Annotated in this window: 17 protein-coding genes and 1 tRNA gene; 5 read left to right on the plus strand and 13 right to left on the minus strand. The window is 64.0% G+C overall.

The genetic code is table 11. From position 1 onward, the window contains the following. Positions 1-141 precede the first annotated feature (141 nt). Genes VFL62_RS16695 through VFL62_RS16710 form a run of 4 tightly spaced genes read right to left on the minus strand, consistent with a single transcriptional unit; the run spans position 142 to position 3,208 of the window. Positions 142-549: a thiol-disulfide oxidoreductase DCC family protein gene (locus tag VFL62_RS16695; protein WP_325173488.1), complete on the minus strand. Its 408-nt coding sequence runs from the start codon at positions 547-549 to the stop codon at positions 142-144. Then, positions 549-1,871 (minus strand): SDR family oxidoreductase, encoded by a 1,323-nt coding sequence (locus VFL62_RS16700; protein WP_325173489.1) that lies wholly within the window; start codon positions 1,869-1,871, stop codon positions 549-551. Before VFL62_RS16700 ends, VFL62_RS16695 begins: the two co-directional genes overlap by 1 nt. A gap of 6 nt (positions 1,872-1,877) precedes the next feature. Then, positions 1,878-2,345, minus strand: coding sequence for a DUF2269 domain-containing protein (locus tag VFL62_RS16705; RefSeq protein ID WP_325173490.1), 468 nt, complete (start codon positions 2,343-2,345; stop codon positions 1,878-1,880). Continuing rightward, positions 2,342-3,208, minus strand: coding sequence for an alpha/beta hydrolase family protein (locus tag VFL62_RS16710; protein ID WP_325173503.1), 867 nt, complete (start codon positions 3,206-3,208; stop codon positions 2,342-2,344). The genes VFL62_RS16705 and VFL62_RS16710 overlap by 4 nt, the downstream gene beginning before the upstream one ends. Positions 3,209-3,519: 311 nt before the next feature. On the opposite strand from VFL62_RS16710, the gene VFL62_RS16715 reads away from it, so the two are divergent. Then, the gene (locus VFL62_RS16715; RefSeq protein WP_325173491.1) at positions 3,520-4,029 is read left to right on the plus strand and encodes a GNAT family N-acetyltransferase; all 510 of its coding nucleotides are present in this window, start codon (positions 3,520-3,522) and stop codon (positions 4,027-4,029) included. Positions 4,030-4,181: 152 nt separating this feature from the next. Further along, positions 4,182-4,709: an inorganic diphosphatase gene (gene ppa / locus VFL62_RS16720; RefSeq protein WP_325173492.1), complete on the plus strand. Its 528-nt coding sequence runs from the start codon at positions 4,182-4,184 to the stop codon at positions 4,707-4,709. A 90-nt stretch (positions 4,710-4,799) separates the two neighbouring features. Here the strand turns inward: ppa and folD are convergent, their stop codons facing one another. Genes folD through VFL62_RS16735 form a run of 3 tightly spaced genes read right to left on the minus strand, consistent with a single transcriptional unit; the run spans position 4,800 to position 6,328 of the window. Then, the gene (gene folD / locus VFL62_RS16725; protein ID WP_325173493.1) at positions 4,800-5,684 is read right to left on the minus strand and encodes a bifunctional methylenetetrahydrofolate dehydrogenase/methenyltetrahydrofolate cyclohydrolase FolD; all 885 of its coding nucleotides are present in this window, start codon (positions 5,682-5,684) and stop codon (positions 4,800-4,802) included. Between the two features lie 17 nt (positions 5,685-5,701). Continuing rightward, positions 5,702-6,019 (minus strand): DUF167 domain-containing protein, encoded by a 318-nt coding sequence (locus VFL62_RS16730; protein ID WP_325173494.1) that lies wholly within the window; start codon positions 6,017-6,019, stop codon positions 5,702-5,704. An 18-nt stretch (positions 6,020-6,037) separates the two neighbouring features. After that, entirely contained in the window at positions 6,038-6,328 is a 291-nt protein-coding gene (locus VFL62_RS16735) for a YggT family protein (RefSeq protein WP_325173495.1), read from the minus strand. A 237-nt stretch (positions 6,329-6,565) separates the two neighbouring features. Between VFL62_RS16735 and VFL62_RS16740 the strand changes: the two genes are divergently transcribed. After that, positions 6,566-6,641 (plus strand) — tRNA-Ala (locus VFL62_RS16740). A 115-nt stretch (positions 6,642-6,756) separates the two neighbouring features. Here the strand turns inward: VFL62_RS16740 and VFL62_RS16745 are convergent. The 5 genes from VFL62_RS16745 to VFL62_RS16765 all read right to left on the minus strand — a co-directional run bounded on the left by VFL62_RS16745 (position 6,757) and on the right by VFL62_RS16765 (position 12,096). Continuing rightward, positions 6,757-7,539 carry a glutamine amidotransferase gene (locus VFL62_RS16745; RefSeq protein WP_325173496.1) on the minus strand — a complete coding sequence of 261 codons (783 nt, stop codon included), beginning with the start codon at positions 7,537-7,539 and terminating at the stop codon, positions 6,757-6,759. A 63-nt stretch (positions 7,540-7,602) separates the two neighbouring features. Continuing rightward, positions 7,603-8,382 carry an SDR family oxidoreductase gene (locus VFL62_RS16750; protein WP_325173497.1) on the minus strand — a complete coding sequence of 260 codons (780 nt, stop codon included), beginning with the start codon at positions 8,380-8,382 and terminating at the stop codon, positions 7,603-7,605. 260 nt (positions 8,383-8,642) lie between these two features. Next, complete coding sequence (locus tag VFL62_RS16755) at positions 8,643-9,119, minus strand: TerB family tellurite resistance protein (protein ID WP_325173498.1); 477 nt, start codon at positions 9,117-9,119, stop codon at positions 8,643-8,645. 126 nt (positions 9,120-9,245) lie between these two features. Then, entirely contained in the window at positions 9,246-10,655 is a 1,410-nt protein-coding gene (locus VFL62_RS16760) for an adenylate/guanylate cyclase domain-containing protein (protein ID WP_325173499.1), read from the minus strand. Positions 10,656-10,698: 43 nt separating this feature from the next. Then, complete coding sequence (locus VFL62_RS16765) at positions 10,699-12,096, minus strand: cytochrome P450 (protein ID WP_325173500.1); 1,398 nt, start codon at positions 12,094-12,096, stop codon at positions 10,699-10,701. Positions 12,097-12,340: 244 nt separating this feature from the next. Between VFL62_RS16765 and VFL62_RS16770 the strand changes: the two genes are divergently transcribed. Then, positions 12,341-14,026, plus strand: coding sequence for an MFS transporter (locus VFL62_RS16770; protein WP_325173501.1), 1,686 nt, complete (start codon positions 12,341-12,343; stop codon positions 14,024-14,026). A gap of 12 nt (positions 14,027-14,038) precedes the next feature. Here VFL62_RS16770 and VFL62_RS16775 read toward each other — a convergent pair whose 3' ends face one another. Beyond that, a complete protein-coding gene (locus tag VFL62_RS16775; RefSeq protein WP_325173504.1) occupies positions 14,039-14,230 on the minus strand; it encodes a hypothetical protein in 192 nt (63 codons plus the stop codon). A gap of 351 nt (positions 14,231-14,581) precedes the next feature. On the opposite strand from VFL62_RS16775, the gene VFL62_RS16780 reads away from it, so the two are divergent. Further along, positions 14,582-15,208 (plus strand): polysaccharide deacetylase family protein (locus VFL62_RS16780; protein WP_325173502.1); only part of this gene is annotated, 627 nt, incomplete at its 3' end.

The raw sequence follows: 15,208 nt of genomic DNA on the forward strand, positions 1-15,208 counted from the left end.
TCACGATTCCGGAGAACGGGCGGCGGGAGAGGTGATGGCGGCGCTGAAAAATTGATTGTGGGGCGATGCGGAAGCATCGAACCCGGAATTTCGAGATCCCGGGTTCGCCTCACGAGGCGCCCCGGGATGACCCCTTCGGTCTCACTCCAGCACCCTTGCCCGCATATCCGCATCCGGCGTGAAGCACGCATCGTATTTGCCGAAGATGCGATAGCGATTTTTGGCGACGAGATTATAGACCGCGTTGCGCAGCGGTTTCGGCACGGCAAAGAGCACCCGGGTCCAGCCCCAGCCCGGCAGGTTCGAGAGCACGGTCAGAGCGGCATCCGACTTGAAGGAGGCAACACCGCCGTGAACCACGGCATTGGTGTCGGGATCATCCGGATCGATGCCAAAGGCCTGGGCGAGCCGCGTGCCGTAGGCTGACTGGATCGCCGTGAAACGAAAACGCTTGTCGCGATCGCGCGAGGCGATGAATCTGATCCAGCGCGAGCAGAACACGCAGACACCGTCGTAGAGGATCACGTCATCATCGGGCCAGAACGACATTATCTGTTATCCAGCGTCATCAACGCCACCAGCATCAGAACGATCGCAGGTCCTGTCCTCACCAGCGCGCCAAGCGGCTCGATCCAGAGATCCGGCGTCAGGATCGCAGCACCGGCCATGTATCCGAGCGAGGCCAGGATTCCCCACACCAACCCGAAGGCGGCGGTTCGACGAAAGGCAATCAGCACGCCGGTCGCCATATCGATCAGGCTGGTCAGGACAGTCACCGGCGCCACCAGAGACGGCGGAAACGCGTGCGACCGCAGGATGCCGGCCGCGGCATCGTAGGAAACAAACAGCGCGATAAATCCCGACACGATCCAGAACACAACCAGGCTCGCGATCACCAGCGCCTTCACCAGATAAAGCCGCGCAAACCATTTGTCCTGGATCGTGGCGGGATGCCGGCCGAGCGTCTCCGCGATGGTCCTTGGAATCATGCCTGTCGCGGCCATCCATTCCGAAGGATCGCCGGTGACGCCGCGGCGCAGTTCCGCGATCGCGGTGCTTCGCATGGGCGGCGTCCATCCGAGCCAGCTCACGAGATCGGCCAGCATCACGCCGAGATTGAGCAGAAACGCCGGCACGGCGATGCGCAGCGATTTTTCGGTGCCGAACGCGCGACGGAACGCCGCGATGACCTCGCCGAGCGTCACCGGCTGCTTCTGCATCAGGTCCCAGCTTGCAGAATTCGCAACGCTGTCCCGATCGTCGCGCTCGGCAAGCCAGGCGATGGTCGCGGAGATGTCCTCGATCGCGACCGGCTGAAACGGTACCGATGCGTCCGCCATCGAGAGCTGAAACGGGAGTGCGGCGAGCGCACGCACCATCGCACTTCCACCATAGGCCGATGGCGCAATCACGAAACCGGGCCGCAGGATGGCGTATCGAATGCCGGAAGCCGCGATCAAACGCTCCGCCTCGCGCTTGGTGACGCTGAACGCGGTGTGATCCTCGCCGGCGGCCCCTGGTATGGAGATGTGCACCAGACGAACCGCCCGGCCGCTTTGCTTGATGGCCTGCAACAGCCGCTCGACAAAATCGCGGTGCACGGCACGGCTGTCGCTGCCAGGGCCGTCCTGAAGTACGCCGAGACAATTGACGACCACATCAACGGCCTGCTCGCGCAGCAGGCCGGCCAGCGCCGCCGTATTCATCGCCATGATCGGCACTTCGAGATCGAGCGCGTTCATCGCCTGGCCCGCGGAAAACTTTCGGGCGACGCCGATCGTCTGAAAGCCTCGCGCGCGCAAATCGTCGCGGATGTAACGGCCGATCAGGCCGGAAGCGCCGAGCACGAGGATTTTGCGGGCAGTGTCCATCGGGAGCTAGAAAGGTTTGGCGATCATCAGCCAGAGAATGATCGCGACGGAGCCGAAGCCGGGAATACCGAACAGGAACCAGCGGCGGAATAACACAAAATAGCGCGGCGGCAGCATCTCGCGCTTGTGTTCTGCGGTGCGCGCCAGATCACGCATCTCGATCTGCATGAAGACCACAGGCACCCAGAACACGCCCGCCAGCGCGTAAAGCGCGAGCGAAACCATCAGCCAGCGCTCGGTGATGCTGGTCTGCGACAGCATCATCAAGACGCCGCCGCTGAGCGGTTGCAGGATCACCGCACTCAGCGTGAACACCATGTCCGCAACCACCACGGTGGCGGCCGTGCGCGCGATGAACGGGATCTCGCGGCTGCGATGCGCCATCAGCATGAAAAAGGCAATCCCGCTGCCGGTGCCGAGGATCACGATCGCGCCCGCTACATGCAGGTATTTGACGATGAAATAGAGCGTCATGGCTTCTTTGGTCGCGCAAGTGAGAGCGCCTTCAGGACGCGGTCGAGCTCGGGCGCGGCGAGTTTGACGCCGTTGTCGGTCTCCGCCATCCAGTGGCCCTCGCCGTCATAGGCCGGCAGCACGCGGAAATCGACCGTGCCGCCCGCAGCGCGAAACGCGTCCGCCAGCCTGCGCGAGAAATCCGGTGGAAAATACGTGTCGTTGGCCGCGACAATCCAGCTCACGGGAATGCGCGCGATGCGGCCGAATTCGGCTGCAGCGGAAAGCAGCGTATGCGGGGCGCAGATCTGGTTGGGCAAGCCGTTGGCCTGGCCGCCCCGGCCGGGCGCAAAGACGATGATGGACGAGATTTCGGCCGGATCGGCTCCGGCCATCGCGAGTGCGCCCCAGCCGCCGGCCGAATGGCCGACGATGATCGCGCCTTCGCGCCGGATGAAGGGCTGTCCGCGCATATAATTGAAGGCGGCGGCGATGGAATCGCGCGTGGCGCGGCCGGCATGGAGGTAATCGGCTTCGTCGCAGCCATGCTGATCTTCCAGATAGTCGCCGCCGGTCGCGCCGTGGCCGGGACGTTCCGGCACCAGCACGGCAAATCCACGCGCCACCAGAAGCGTGGCCAGGCTGCGGTATTCCGGCGCTCGCATTTGCGTCCGGTAGATGACGTTCTGGGTCGATGCGTGGGCAATGACAGCAAGGCGGAACGGACCTTCACCCGGCGGCCGAAACAGCACCGCATTGGATGCGATTTTGGGATCGGGCGAGGGGACCAGCCAGGCTTGCGCCCGGTTGGGTTCGGCTTCGGCGCCTTTGGGACCAAACGCGCTTTGCGCGCGCGCCGCCGGTAACGGCATGATCGCCAGCATGGTTGCGACAAAAAACGCCCAAAACGAAGGCGCCGCCCACCCCTGATCGGCTTGCGAGCCGGATTTCCAGAATTGCTCGCGGCGAATCACCATCGTGCGTCCTGTATGGTGCGTCCTGTCCGGTGTTGGCCAATGTTAGCAACCAAAGTCGTCACTGGACCCGTCCACTCCACAAAATCTGGCCTCAAAGGCCAGCGGGTGTTCGCTTTCGGCACACTCGCGGGCGGCTACTGATGCAGAAAATCCACAGGTTAACCGATAATTAACGATAGACCTTGAAGCCAGCCCGCCGACTTGCTTTGATCAAGGTCATGAGCACAACCCTAATCGAAGTCCGACCGGCCAAGGCTGCTGACGCGACGGCGGTCGCGTCGACCCACGACGAAGCTTGGCGCGCGGCCTATCAGGGCATCATTCCCGGCTCCGAGCTGGAGAAGCTCATCAACCGCCGTGGCCCGCAATGGTGGGATTCGGCGATCCGCAAGGGCAGCCGCGTCAGCGTGCTGGTATTCGGCGACAAGGTCGCCGGCTACGCCAATTACGGACGCAACCGCGCCCGCAGCCTGCATTTCGAAGGCGAGATCTACGAGCTTTATCTGCGGCCCGAATTTCAGGGGCTCGGCTTCGGCCGGCGCCTGTTCTCGGCGGCGCGGCGCGACCTTGTCCAGAGCGGCCTGAAAAGCATGGTGATCTGGGCGCTGTCGGACAACGAGCCGGCCACCGAATTCTACCGCGCGCTGGGCGGCCGCATGGTGGCGCGCTCCTCGGAGAAGTTCGGCGCGAAGTCGCTCGACAAGGTCGCCTTCGCCTGGACCAACTGATTTCGAGAAATTGAATTTTGTTTTTGCAGCGCCGGTTGGCCGAACGGCCTCGAACCGAGCACGTTAAGGCTGTGCCCAAACAATCAGCGAAGATACCGCAGCTATTGGCGTAGACTGCCGTATCACAGCTCCCACACCATCCGGAGTTCACCATGCGTATTGAAGCGATCTCGATCGGTGTCGACCCGCCCCGCGAGGTCAACGTCATCATCGAAGTGCCGGTCGGCGGCGAACCGATCAAATATGAGCTCGACAAGGAGGCCGGCACGCTGGTCGTCGACCGCTTCCTGTATACGGCGATGCGCTATCCCGGAAATTACGGCTTCATTCCGCACACACTCTCCAACGACGGCGATCCCTGCGACGTGCTGATCGCCAATACCCGCGCGATCGTGCCCGGCGCTGTCATGAGCGTGCGGCCGGTCGGCGTGCTGCTGATGGAAGACGAGGCCGGCGGCGACGAGAAGATCATCGCGGTGCCGTCGTCGAAGCTGACGCAGCGCTACGACAAGGTGAAGACCTATAGCGACCTGCCCGACATCACCCTGCATCAGATCCAGCACTTCTTCGAGCACTACAAGGATCTCGAGCCGAACAAATGGGTGAAGGTGCTGCGCTGGGGCAATGCCGACGACGCGCGTCAGTTGATTTCGGAAGGCATCGCGCGCGCGAAGAAGTAGTCAGCCTTCGTCGTTCGGGGCACGCGCAGCGTGAACCCGGAATCTCGAGGCCCGGATCGCGTTCGCTGCGCTCGCTTGTCCGGACGACAGTTACACTGTCGGCTTCGGCAGCCCCGCAATGGCGCAAGCTGCGCGCAAGGTATTGACCAAGAGGCACGCCACCGTCATCTGGCCGACGCCGCCCGGCACCGGCGTGATGGCGCCGGCGACCTGCGAAACCTCCGCGAACGCAACGTCCCCGACGAGGCGTGTTTTGCCGTCCGCGTCCGACAGGCGGTTGATGCCGACGTCGATCACGGTCGCGCCCGGCTTGATCCAGTCGGCGCGCACCATTTCCGGGCGGCCGACCGCCGCATAGACAAGGTCGGCGCGGGCGCAGAGCGACTTCAGGTCGCGCGAGCGCGAATGCGCGATCGTCACCGTGGCATTTTCGTTGAGCAGGAGCTGCAGCAGCGGCCGGCCGACCAGGTTGGAACGGCCGATCACGATCGCGTTCATGCCTTCGAGCGAGGCATGAACGCTCTTGCTCAGGATGATGCAGCCGAGCGGCGTGCAGGGCGACAGCGCGGCAAAGCCGCCGGCAAGCCGGCCGGCATTGCTCGGATGCAGCCCGTCAACATCCTTGGCCGGATCGATCGCATTGATCACGGCTTCGGTGTTCAGCGTTTTCGGCAACGGCAATTGCACGAGAATGCCGTGCACCAGCGGATCGCGGTTGAGCCGCGCAATCAGCGCCAACAGATCGGCCTCAGCGACATTCTCCGGCAGCACATGCTCGAACGAGGCCATGCCGGCTTCCTGCGTCTGCTTGTGCTTGGAGCGGACATAGACCTGGCTCGCGGGATCGTTGCCGACCAGAACCACGGCGAGCCCCGGCGTCAGGTCGTGATCGCGCTTTACCCGCGCCACCTCGCTGGCGACACGGGCGCGAAGCTCGGAGGCGATGCGTTTTCCGTCAATGATCTGCGCCGTCATACCGGTCCTAAAAACCTCTATTTCACGCTGGTCAGCGTGCGTAGCATTTCCCCAAGCTTTCCGGGATCGCCATCGACGGCGACCTGCTTGAGGCGCGAGGTGGCCCCGGACAGAATTCTCACTTTGGCCTTGGGCACACCAAGCGACTTTGCCAGCAACTCCGTCACCGCGCGATTGGCCTCGCCGCCATCGGCGATGGCGCGCACCCGCACTTTCACCACGGAGCGGCCGTTGGCCAGTGTTTCGATCCCATCGATGTCATCGCGTCCGCCGCGCGGCGTGACGCGTAGCGCGATGCTGATCCCGTGGGCGGAATAGCGCCAGGGATCGGCCATCTCACACTCCACGCGTGATCAGAACACGTTCGGATAGATGTAATACTGGATGATGCGCTGAATGAAGAAGATGATCAGGATCAGGATGATCGGCGAAATGTCGAGCCCGCCCAGATTGGGCAGGAAGGAGCGGATCGGCGCCAGCAGCGGCTCGGTGATCCGGTACAGGAACTCGGCGATCGCCGACACCAGCTGGTTGCGCGTGTTCACGACGTTGAAGGCGATCAGCCAGGACAGAATGGCGGCCGCGATCAGCAGCCAAACATAAAGATCCAGAACGATAAGGATGATGTCGAGGACGGCACGCATGGCGGGGCTGCTCGCTAGAAGTCGATCGGCGGGGTCGAACACCTTGCTAAATATCGGTTCCGCACCGCTCAAACAAGGGAAGTTCCCGGCCCGGGCTCACTTTTAGCCGCGACTAGAGGTAGGAAAAACAAGGGCTTCGCCGTTCTTGACTTGGCGTTGTGGCGGACTGTAAATGGCGCGGATTGCTGCGGTCTGCTTGAACGCCTTGCCGCAGCGATATCCCAAACCAGGCGATCTGGGGCCATAGCTCAGCTGGGAGAGCGCGTCGTTCGCAATGACGAGGTCGGCGGTTCGATCCCGCCTGGCTCCACCAGCCTTCGCTCGCTCCGCGAGCTTCGGCTAGGCAAGCCCGGAAAGTCTCTCGTAGCAAAGCGAGCGAAGGCTGCCACGCCATAGCGCGAAGGGCGACGGCGGACGATAATCAAGCCCTACTCCGCCGCTTCCATCATCACGTCCGGCACCCGCTTCAGCCAGCCCTGCAGAAAATGCCTGAGCCAGGCGCGCTCGGCGACGTCGTGACAGGCGCGTCCGGCAAAATGCTGATGGCGCGGATGGGCGCCCGGCCGATCGAGATGATCCGCGCCGCAGGTGGTCCAGCGGCACATCATCGCATAGGTCACGTCGGGATGAAATTGCAGGCCGAAGGCGTTGCCGAAGCGAATCGCCTGCCTTGGAAAGTCATCGCCCTCCGCCAGCAGCTCCGCGCCCGCAGGCAGCCCAAATCCCTCGCGATGCCAGTGGTAGACTTGCTCGGGCCAGCGCGTGCACAGGTTCAGTCCAGCCGGCGTCGGGCGGATCGGATAATAGCCCATCTCGACGCGGCCCAGCGAATGCGGCGACACGCGGGCGCCGAGTTGCTTGGCGAGCATCTGGGCACCAAGGCAGATGCCGAGGAACGGCCGCTGCTCGAGCAGCGGCACTGCAATCCAGTCGATCTCGCGGCGCACGTAATCGTCCGGATCGTTGGCGCTCATCGGGCCGCCGAAAATAACCGCGCCGGCATGGGCGGCCAGCGTTTCCGGCAGCGCGTCGCCAAACCGGGGGCGGCGGATGTCGAGGGGATGGCCGAGCGCACGGAGCGCGTTGCCGATGCGGCCCGGCATCGAGTTTTCCTGATGGAGAACAATCAGAACCGGGGGAAGCGCCGTCGACGATCCGGCGGCGACAGGCGCCGCATCGCGCACAGGACCGACTTTGGCAAACGGCGGCATCGACCCTTCTTCTTGCAAGGTCAACAAGGCTGCGATCGTAGCCAACGAAACGTTAATTTGGATTTAGCGCTGGCGGATCTGAAAGCGCCCCACGGCCCACAGGATGAAGCCGCGCGGCACCAGCCGCAGCATCAGCGGCACGATCTTGATGCCGAAGCCCGGCAGCACCGCGCGCTTGTTGGCCATCAGGCCGCGATAGGCCGCCGCGGCAACATCAGGTGCCGACACGTCGAGGACGGCGGAATCAAAGCCGGGCTCGAAACCGGCGCGGGCTTGAAATTCCGTCGGTACCGGCCCCGGACATAGCGCGGTAACGCGAACGCCTTTCGGCGCCAATTCGCCGCGCAGGGCTTCGGTGAACGACAGCACATAGGCTTTCGAGGCGTAGTATATCGCCATGCCCGGCCCGGGCAGGAAGCCTGCGATGGAGGCGACATTGAGCAGTCCGCCGCGATGTCGGATCAGCTGGTCGGCAAAGCGCAACGACAGGTCGGTGAGTGCGCGGACATTGACTGCGATCATCGCAAGCTGCTCGCTGCGGTCGAGTTCGACGGCCGGGCCGAACAGGCCAAAGCCCGCATTGTTCACCACGTAGTCGACCTCAACCCCGGCCGCGACCAGCGCCGCCGCGATCGTGTCTCCAGCGTCCGGCTGTTCGAGGTCGCAGGGAATGACAACCGGCGCGCCGGCGCCTTTGCTCGCGATTTCTGCCGCCAGCGCCTGCAGCCGATCGGCACGACGCGCCACCATTGCGACGCGATGGCCGTGGGAAGCGAAAACGCGTACTAGTTCGCTGCCGATCCCCGCCGAAGCCCCCGTAATCAGTGTCACCCGCTCAGTCACGATTATTCTTGCCCGTTCATAATACCACGGGCATACGCCTTAGGCGGGATGGAGGCGGCCTGCAAGCATTTCGGAACCGGCGCGAGCGTCAATCAGAACAGAGCCGTGTGCAGGGCACGCAGCACGGTCAGCGGTCGTGAACCCATGACCGCAACATTAAAAATTCCTTTAAGTAACGACAGATGACCCGGACACATCCGAAAACAAAGCAATCGCCGGCTTTTAGAACATTCCTAGCCGGGACGAATCTCACGTCCACACTAGCTTCCTGAAACCGGCAGCGACTGCCTGGCGGCGACGCGATGTTTAAGATCGATGCGGTCGCGCGAGGACACGCCTAAAAGATCGGCAGCGCGCCAGACCACATTGTCCTCGAACTCGCTGACCTGGCCGTCGGCATACACCAGCTCCCACATCATCTCGACGATGCGCAGGCGCCCGGCATCGTCGACCGAACGCATGATGACGCTGGTGAAATGATAGAGGTCGACGGCTTCGCCCTCGACCAGGGTCGCGGACGCAATCAGCTTGTCGGCGGCGCCGCGATCAAGCCCAAAGCTGCTTTCGATCAGGCTGTGGAGCTTGCGTTTCTCATTGGCCGACGGTTCGCCGTCGAGCGAGATGACGTGAATCAGCAGCGCCGTCGCCGCCAGCCGATATCCGGTATCGTCGAGGTCGCGGGCTTCATGGGATGGGGAGACTATGTCGGCGATGAATTGGCGCAGTCCGTCGAGCATCAGCAATCCCTGAACAGGTTCACTTGCCGTCTATATGGCGCGGAACACGAACGCCTGCAATCGGCGCCGAGTTCCGGCCCCGATTACCTTTCGGCAATGTTGGCGTTATCCCGGGCAGAAGCTGTATCAGGGTATTTCGTAGACCAGAACCTTGTCGGCGATACCGCGCAGCGCCGCCTGTTTCTGGATCGGCTTGATGTCGCGCGCCTGCAGGATGGCCGACACCGCCGGCACCTCGACGACGCCGCCGGTCGCGTGGATCGACTTCGAGGTCGCAAGCCCCTGAACCCTTGCCGCGATATTGACGGTCTGTCCGAAATAATCCTGCCGTTCGTTGAGCATCACCGCCAGGCACGGGCCCTCGTGAATGCCGATCTTGACCACGAGATCCTCGGTGCCGCGTTCGGCATTGAGATCATCCATCGCCGCGCGCATCTTCAGACCCGCGGCGATCGCATGCTCCGGCTTGACGAAGGTCGCCATCACCGCATCGCCGATGGTCTTCACCACCGCGCCCTTCTCCGAGGCGATAATCTCGAGCAGCGCGCGGAAATGCGCGCGCACCAGATCGAATGCGGCGAGATCGCCGACGCGTTCGTAGAGCGCGGTCGAGCCCTTCAGATCGGTGAACAGGAAGGTCAGCGAGGTGATCTTGAGCCGCTGATCGATGTCAAGGTTGTCGGCCTTGAACACGTCGCGGAAGGTCTGGTTCGACAGCATCCGCTTGGCGGTGAGAAACGACCGCCTTTTGCCGAGCATGGCGTGAAGCCCATCGCCGGCGATGAACACCGTCGGCAGCGTCCGCACGCCGGCCTGATTGTCGAGCGCGAGCCGCAGCGGGCCCGGTCGCATCGTAATCGAGCCGGTCGGCGGGTGCGATTTGTTGAACACCAGCGACAATTGTTGCCGCTCTTTGGTCGGCTCGCCCTGCACGTCGATGAAATGCGCCGAATGCGTCACCGGCTCGAACACGATAATGAATTGCGCCGGCAGTTGCAGCGACATCACCGCCCGCTCGCCGGCGGGCAGCTCCAGCGCATCCAGCGCCACCTCATCGACGAGCGCATCAAACGTGCTGCGGTCGAGATCGATGCCCGAACTCCAGAACACCTGCTGGTAATATTCCCACAGCGGTAGATTGTTGGGATCGTGCGCGGCAATGCGCCGCAGTTTCGGACTGACCGTGAAGGCGACTTCAACCTGCTCGTCGACCGAGGGCTCATAGCCGCAGGCGCACAGCCCGCAATGATAATCGTCGCTGCGCAGCGATTTCAGCGTGTCATGGGCATCGAGTACGCCGCTGCAGCCGGGGCAAAGCACATTCCAGGTGAGATCGAACATCCCGAGCCGGGAGGCATGCAGGAAGGTCGAAATCGCCTGCTCCTCGTCCAGGCCATGTCGTTTGGAAAAATCCAGGACGTTGACACGGTTGAGTTCGTGATCTTCGCCGTTCTCGACCAGATGCGCGATCGCGTCGGCGACCGCCGGATCGGCGATCTTCTTCAACGTCGCAAACTGGGCTTTCAATTCGCTCATCAGGCAATCCCGTCAAAGGGCAGTCCCGGCCGTGGCGGTGGCCTCAGCGCGGCGTGATCGCAAATACCGGCGAGCGATCCGGCTGCGTGGTGACCACGCCAACCGGCATCACCAGTTCCTTATCGAGCAGCGTGACGCGAAACGCCGCGATCAGCTTGGCCAATGCCAGCGTCGCTTCCACCAGCGCGAAATGCGCGCCGATACAGACCCGCGCGCCGACGCCGAACGGCAGGTAAGCGAAACGATCGGGCGGCGGCGCCGGAGCCAGGAAGCGCTCGGGAACGAAGGCATTGGGATCGCGCCACAGCTTTTCGTGCCGATGCAACAGCCATGGCGCGATCAGGATCACGTCGTGCTTCTTGATCGCAATGCCCGCCAGCACATCCGGCCCGATCGCGGCGCGCGCAATCAGAAAGGCCGGCGGGTAAAGCCGCATGGTCTCGTCGATCACGGCGCGGGTGAACTTCAGCCGCTCCAGATCGGCCTCGCCGGCCACCGCAACCTGACGCGCCTCGCTCGCCACCTGCTCCTGCGCGACCGGATCGAGCGCGAGCAGATACAGCGCCCAGAACAGCGCCGTGGCGGTGGTCTCATGGCCGGCGAGAATCATGGTCGCGACCTGATCGCCGAGCTGCGCCTCGCTGAAGGCCTCGCCGGTCTCGGGATCGCGCGCCGCGTTCATCAGGTCGAAAAGGTCACGCGCCGGCGCGCCGTCCTGCTTTCCGGCCGCGCGGCGCTCGGCCATCAGCATGCCGATAAACTTCGTCCAGCGTTTGCGGAAGCGCGAGCGCGCCAGATCCCGCGGCGCCGGCCAGTTCGCCGGCAAGACCAGGTCGAGAAAATGCGGCCGCGCCAGATGCTCGGCATATTCCATCACGAAGTCGCGCAAGGTCGCGCCGTGCCGCTCCATGCCGAACGAAAACATGGTGCGGCCGGCGATCTCGAGCGTCATGCGCTGCATCGTCTCGCGCAGGTCCGCAGGCCCGCCCGCCGCCGCAGCCTTGCGCAAGGCCGCGATGGTCTCGTCGATCACCGCGACCATATGCGGGACCAGCGTCCCGACCGCGCGGGGCGTGAAGGCCGGCGCCAGCGTACGCCGCTGATGCTTCCAGGCCTTGCCCTCGGCAATCAACAGCCCTTCGCCGAGCATCGGACGCAGCACGCGCAAACCGGCCGGCGTGCGGGAGTAATTTTCGTAATTGTCCACCAGCACGTGGCGGATCGCGTCCGGCGTGTTGAGGATGAAGCTCGAACGCAGGAAGAAGAAGCGCCCGCGGATGATGTCATCCTCATAGGCGCGCTGGCCCCAGGTTCCAATCGCACTGACGCGCATCGCGGCCAGCCGCTCGAAGGCCGACATGCCCTCGGGCGCGCGTGGCGGGTGAGGTGGAACCAGTCGCCGGCGCGTGGCCGGAATATCCCAGGCTTCGGCTATGCTCACGGACCTCGTCCTCGAAAACCCAAGGGGATGCAGGAACTCCTCCCGGAGCCAATCATATCAGCTCTGGAATCCGGGCGCCACGAAGGCACCTGGCCTGGGGAAGGCGCTCGATCAGCGCATTGTGACGTGCGCATGATCTTGGCTAATTTGCAGGAGTGAATCGGGCGTATCCCGCCACCATCCGGGTTGGCACGGCTGCGGGCGCAAGTCGCCGCAAGGCTGCCGGCCTTAAACGAAAGACGTCATGACCGAGCCAGCGCGCAGCATTTTCCCGACCGACGGCATCGCAGCGCCACTGCGGCACCTGGTTTTCCGCCGGATCTGGTCGGCGAGCCTGTTGTCCAATCTCGGCCTTCTGATCCAGGCGGTCGGCGCCGCCTGGGCCATGACGCAGATGACGTCATCGGCCGACAAGGTGGCGCTGGTCCAGACCGCGCTGATGCTGCCGGTGATGCTGATCGCGATGCCGGCCGGCGCCATCGCGGATATGTATGACCGCCGCATCGTTTCGCTGCTCTCGCTGTCGATCGCATTGATCGGCGCGACCGCGCTGACCGTGCTGGCCTGGCTCGACATGGTCACGCCGACGATTCTTCTGGCGCTTTGTTTTGTGGTGGGCAGCGGCATGGCGTTGTTCGGGCCGGCCTGGCAATCCTCGGTCAGCGAGCAGGTGCCGGCCGAGATGCTGCCGTCCGCCGTCGCGCTCAACGGCATCAGCTACAATATCGCCCGCAGCTTCGGGCCTGCGATCGGCGGCATCGTGGTCGCAACCCTCGGCGCAGTCGCGGCCTTTGCCGCCAACGCCATCCTGTATTTGCCGCTGGTGGTGGCGCTGTTCGTCTGGCGCCGCGAGAGCGAGCCGTCGCGGCTGCCGCGCGAACGGCTGAACCGCGCTATCGTCTCGGGCGTGCGCTACATCGCCAATTCGCCCTCGATCAAGATCGTCTTGATGCGCACGCTCGTCACCGGCCTGATCGGCGGTTCGATTTCGGCGCTGATGCCGCTCGTGGTGCGCGACCTTCTGCACAGTGGCGCGCAGACCTACGGCATCATGCTGGGCGCCTTCGGCATGGGCGCGGTGGTCGGCGCGCTCAATATCGGCGAGGTGCGCAAGCGGCTCGGCGGCGAGGCCGCGATCCGCGCCTGCGCGATATCGATGGGCGGCTCCATCACCGCGGTGGCGCTGAGCCATGAGAAGGTCCTGACCGCCGCCGCGCTGGTGGTCGCCGGCGCCGCCTGGATGCTGGCGGTCGCCCTGTTCAATATCGGCGTGCAGCTTTCGGCGCCACGCTGGGTCGCCGGGCGGTCGCTCGCGATCTTTCAGGCCTCGATCTCCGGCGGCATTGCGATCGGAAGCTGGGGCTGGGGACGGCTCACGGACGCCGCCGGCGTCGAGACCGCGCTGCTGGTTTCCGCAGGGTTGATGCTGCTGTCGCCGCTGCTCGGCTTCTGGCTGCACATGCCGCGAGTCGGCGCGCGCAACGAGGATGCGGAAGTGCTGGCCGATCCCGAGGTGCAGTTGTCGCTGACCGCGCGCAGCGGCCCCTTGGTGGTCGAGATCGAATATCGCGTCGCGCAGGACAACGCCCGCGCCTTCCACAACGTCATGCAGGAAGTCCAGCTCTCCAGACAGCGCAACGGTGCCTATGGCTGGTCGATCGCCCGCGACATCGCCGACCCCGAACTGTGGACCGAACGCTATCACTGCCCGACCTGGCTCGATTACCTGCGCCAGCGTAACCGCTCGACGCAATCCGAGCGCGAATTGCATCAGAGCGCGATGGATTTTCACCTCGGGCCCGATCCGGTCCGCATCCGCCGCATGCTGGAACGGCCGTTCGGCTCGGTGCGCTGGAAGGAAGAAAGCCCCGACCGCGCGGCCCACGAGGTGCTGCCGGTGGCCTCCGCCGCAGCCGGCAGCAGCACTTAAGCGTTTTGGACCTTACTGCCCGTTGTCGGTCAGCACCTTGTCGCAGGCGCGGCTGAGGCGGGCGCGGTGCTGCTTCAGGCAGCCCAGCACCGCCGAATCCCCGTCGTTCATATGAGCGCGGCAAAACCGCGTCACGTCGCGCGCACAGGCATCATGGCCCTGCTGGGCTGAAACCTGCGATACCGTCAATACCTGCGCCGCCATCAGCGCCGCCGAAAACACAAATGAAATTCTGAACATTTGAACCCGCCCCTTGTCGCTATGCCGGGGATGTAAAGTCTGGCCGGCCCATGATGTCAATGCGCCGAGGATCGGCCAATTAGCGCTTCCGGCTCGCGGGCGTGCCTTGATGCATGACAAGGCGCGCCCTCCGTTCCGAGCCGCAATCGCCGGCGGAGCATCGGGCTGTCATCCTCCGTGCGATCTTCACTTTGACCTCGTCCTCGAAGGCCGGTGCGACACCCGGAAACAGGCGATATTGGGGGAGCGTTAACTACTCTTTCCCATAAAGGAGGTGGGGCGAATTTGAGTTGTGGCATTAACGAAAGAGTAACCATGCGTAACGCGTTGGGCCTGATGCTGATGAGTGTGGTGGCCGCCACCTTGATTGCCGCCGGCGGCTGGTTCTGGACCTCGGGAAGAAGCGCTCCCGCTCCGCAAACCGTCGCAGCCGCCCGCGTTGCGCCCGCGCCGCCACCCGCTCCAGCCAAGCCGGCCGCCGGCCGCGATCCCATCGAGATCACCGGCAGCATTCCGGAAAGGCCGGCTGCCGCTCCACAGCCAAAGCAGCAGGCTTGCGCCAATCCGAATGCGCTCGGCGTCTCGCGCGTGGTTGAAGTCGATACCACAGGCGGGCCGGGCTTCGGCTTCGAACACTTCAAGCAAATGGATTTCCTCAACGACAAGGAAGTGGTGCTGACGTTCGATGACGGTCCGTGGCCGGGCAACACGCCGGCGGTGCTCAAGGCGCTCGCCGACGAATGCGCCAAGGCGGTGTTCTTCTCGATCGGCAAGCATGCCACCTATCATCCGGAGATTCTCAAGCAGGTTTTGGCCGCCGGTCACACCGTCGGCACCCACACCTGGTCGCACGCCAACCTGAATTCGAAGAAGCTGACCGAACAGGTCGTCAAGGACGAGATCGAAAAGGGCAACAGCGCCGTGAAGTTCGCGCTGGGCACG

Source organism: Bradyrhizobium sp., assembly GCF_035701725.1.
Taxonomy (GTDB): domain Bacteria; phylum Pseudomonadota; class Alphaproteobacteria; order Rhizobiales; family Xanthobacteraceae; genus Bradyrhizobium.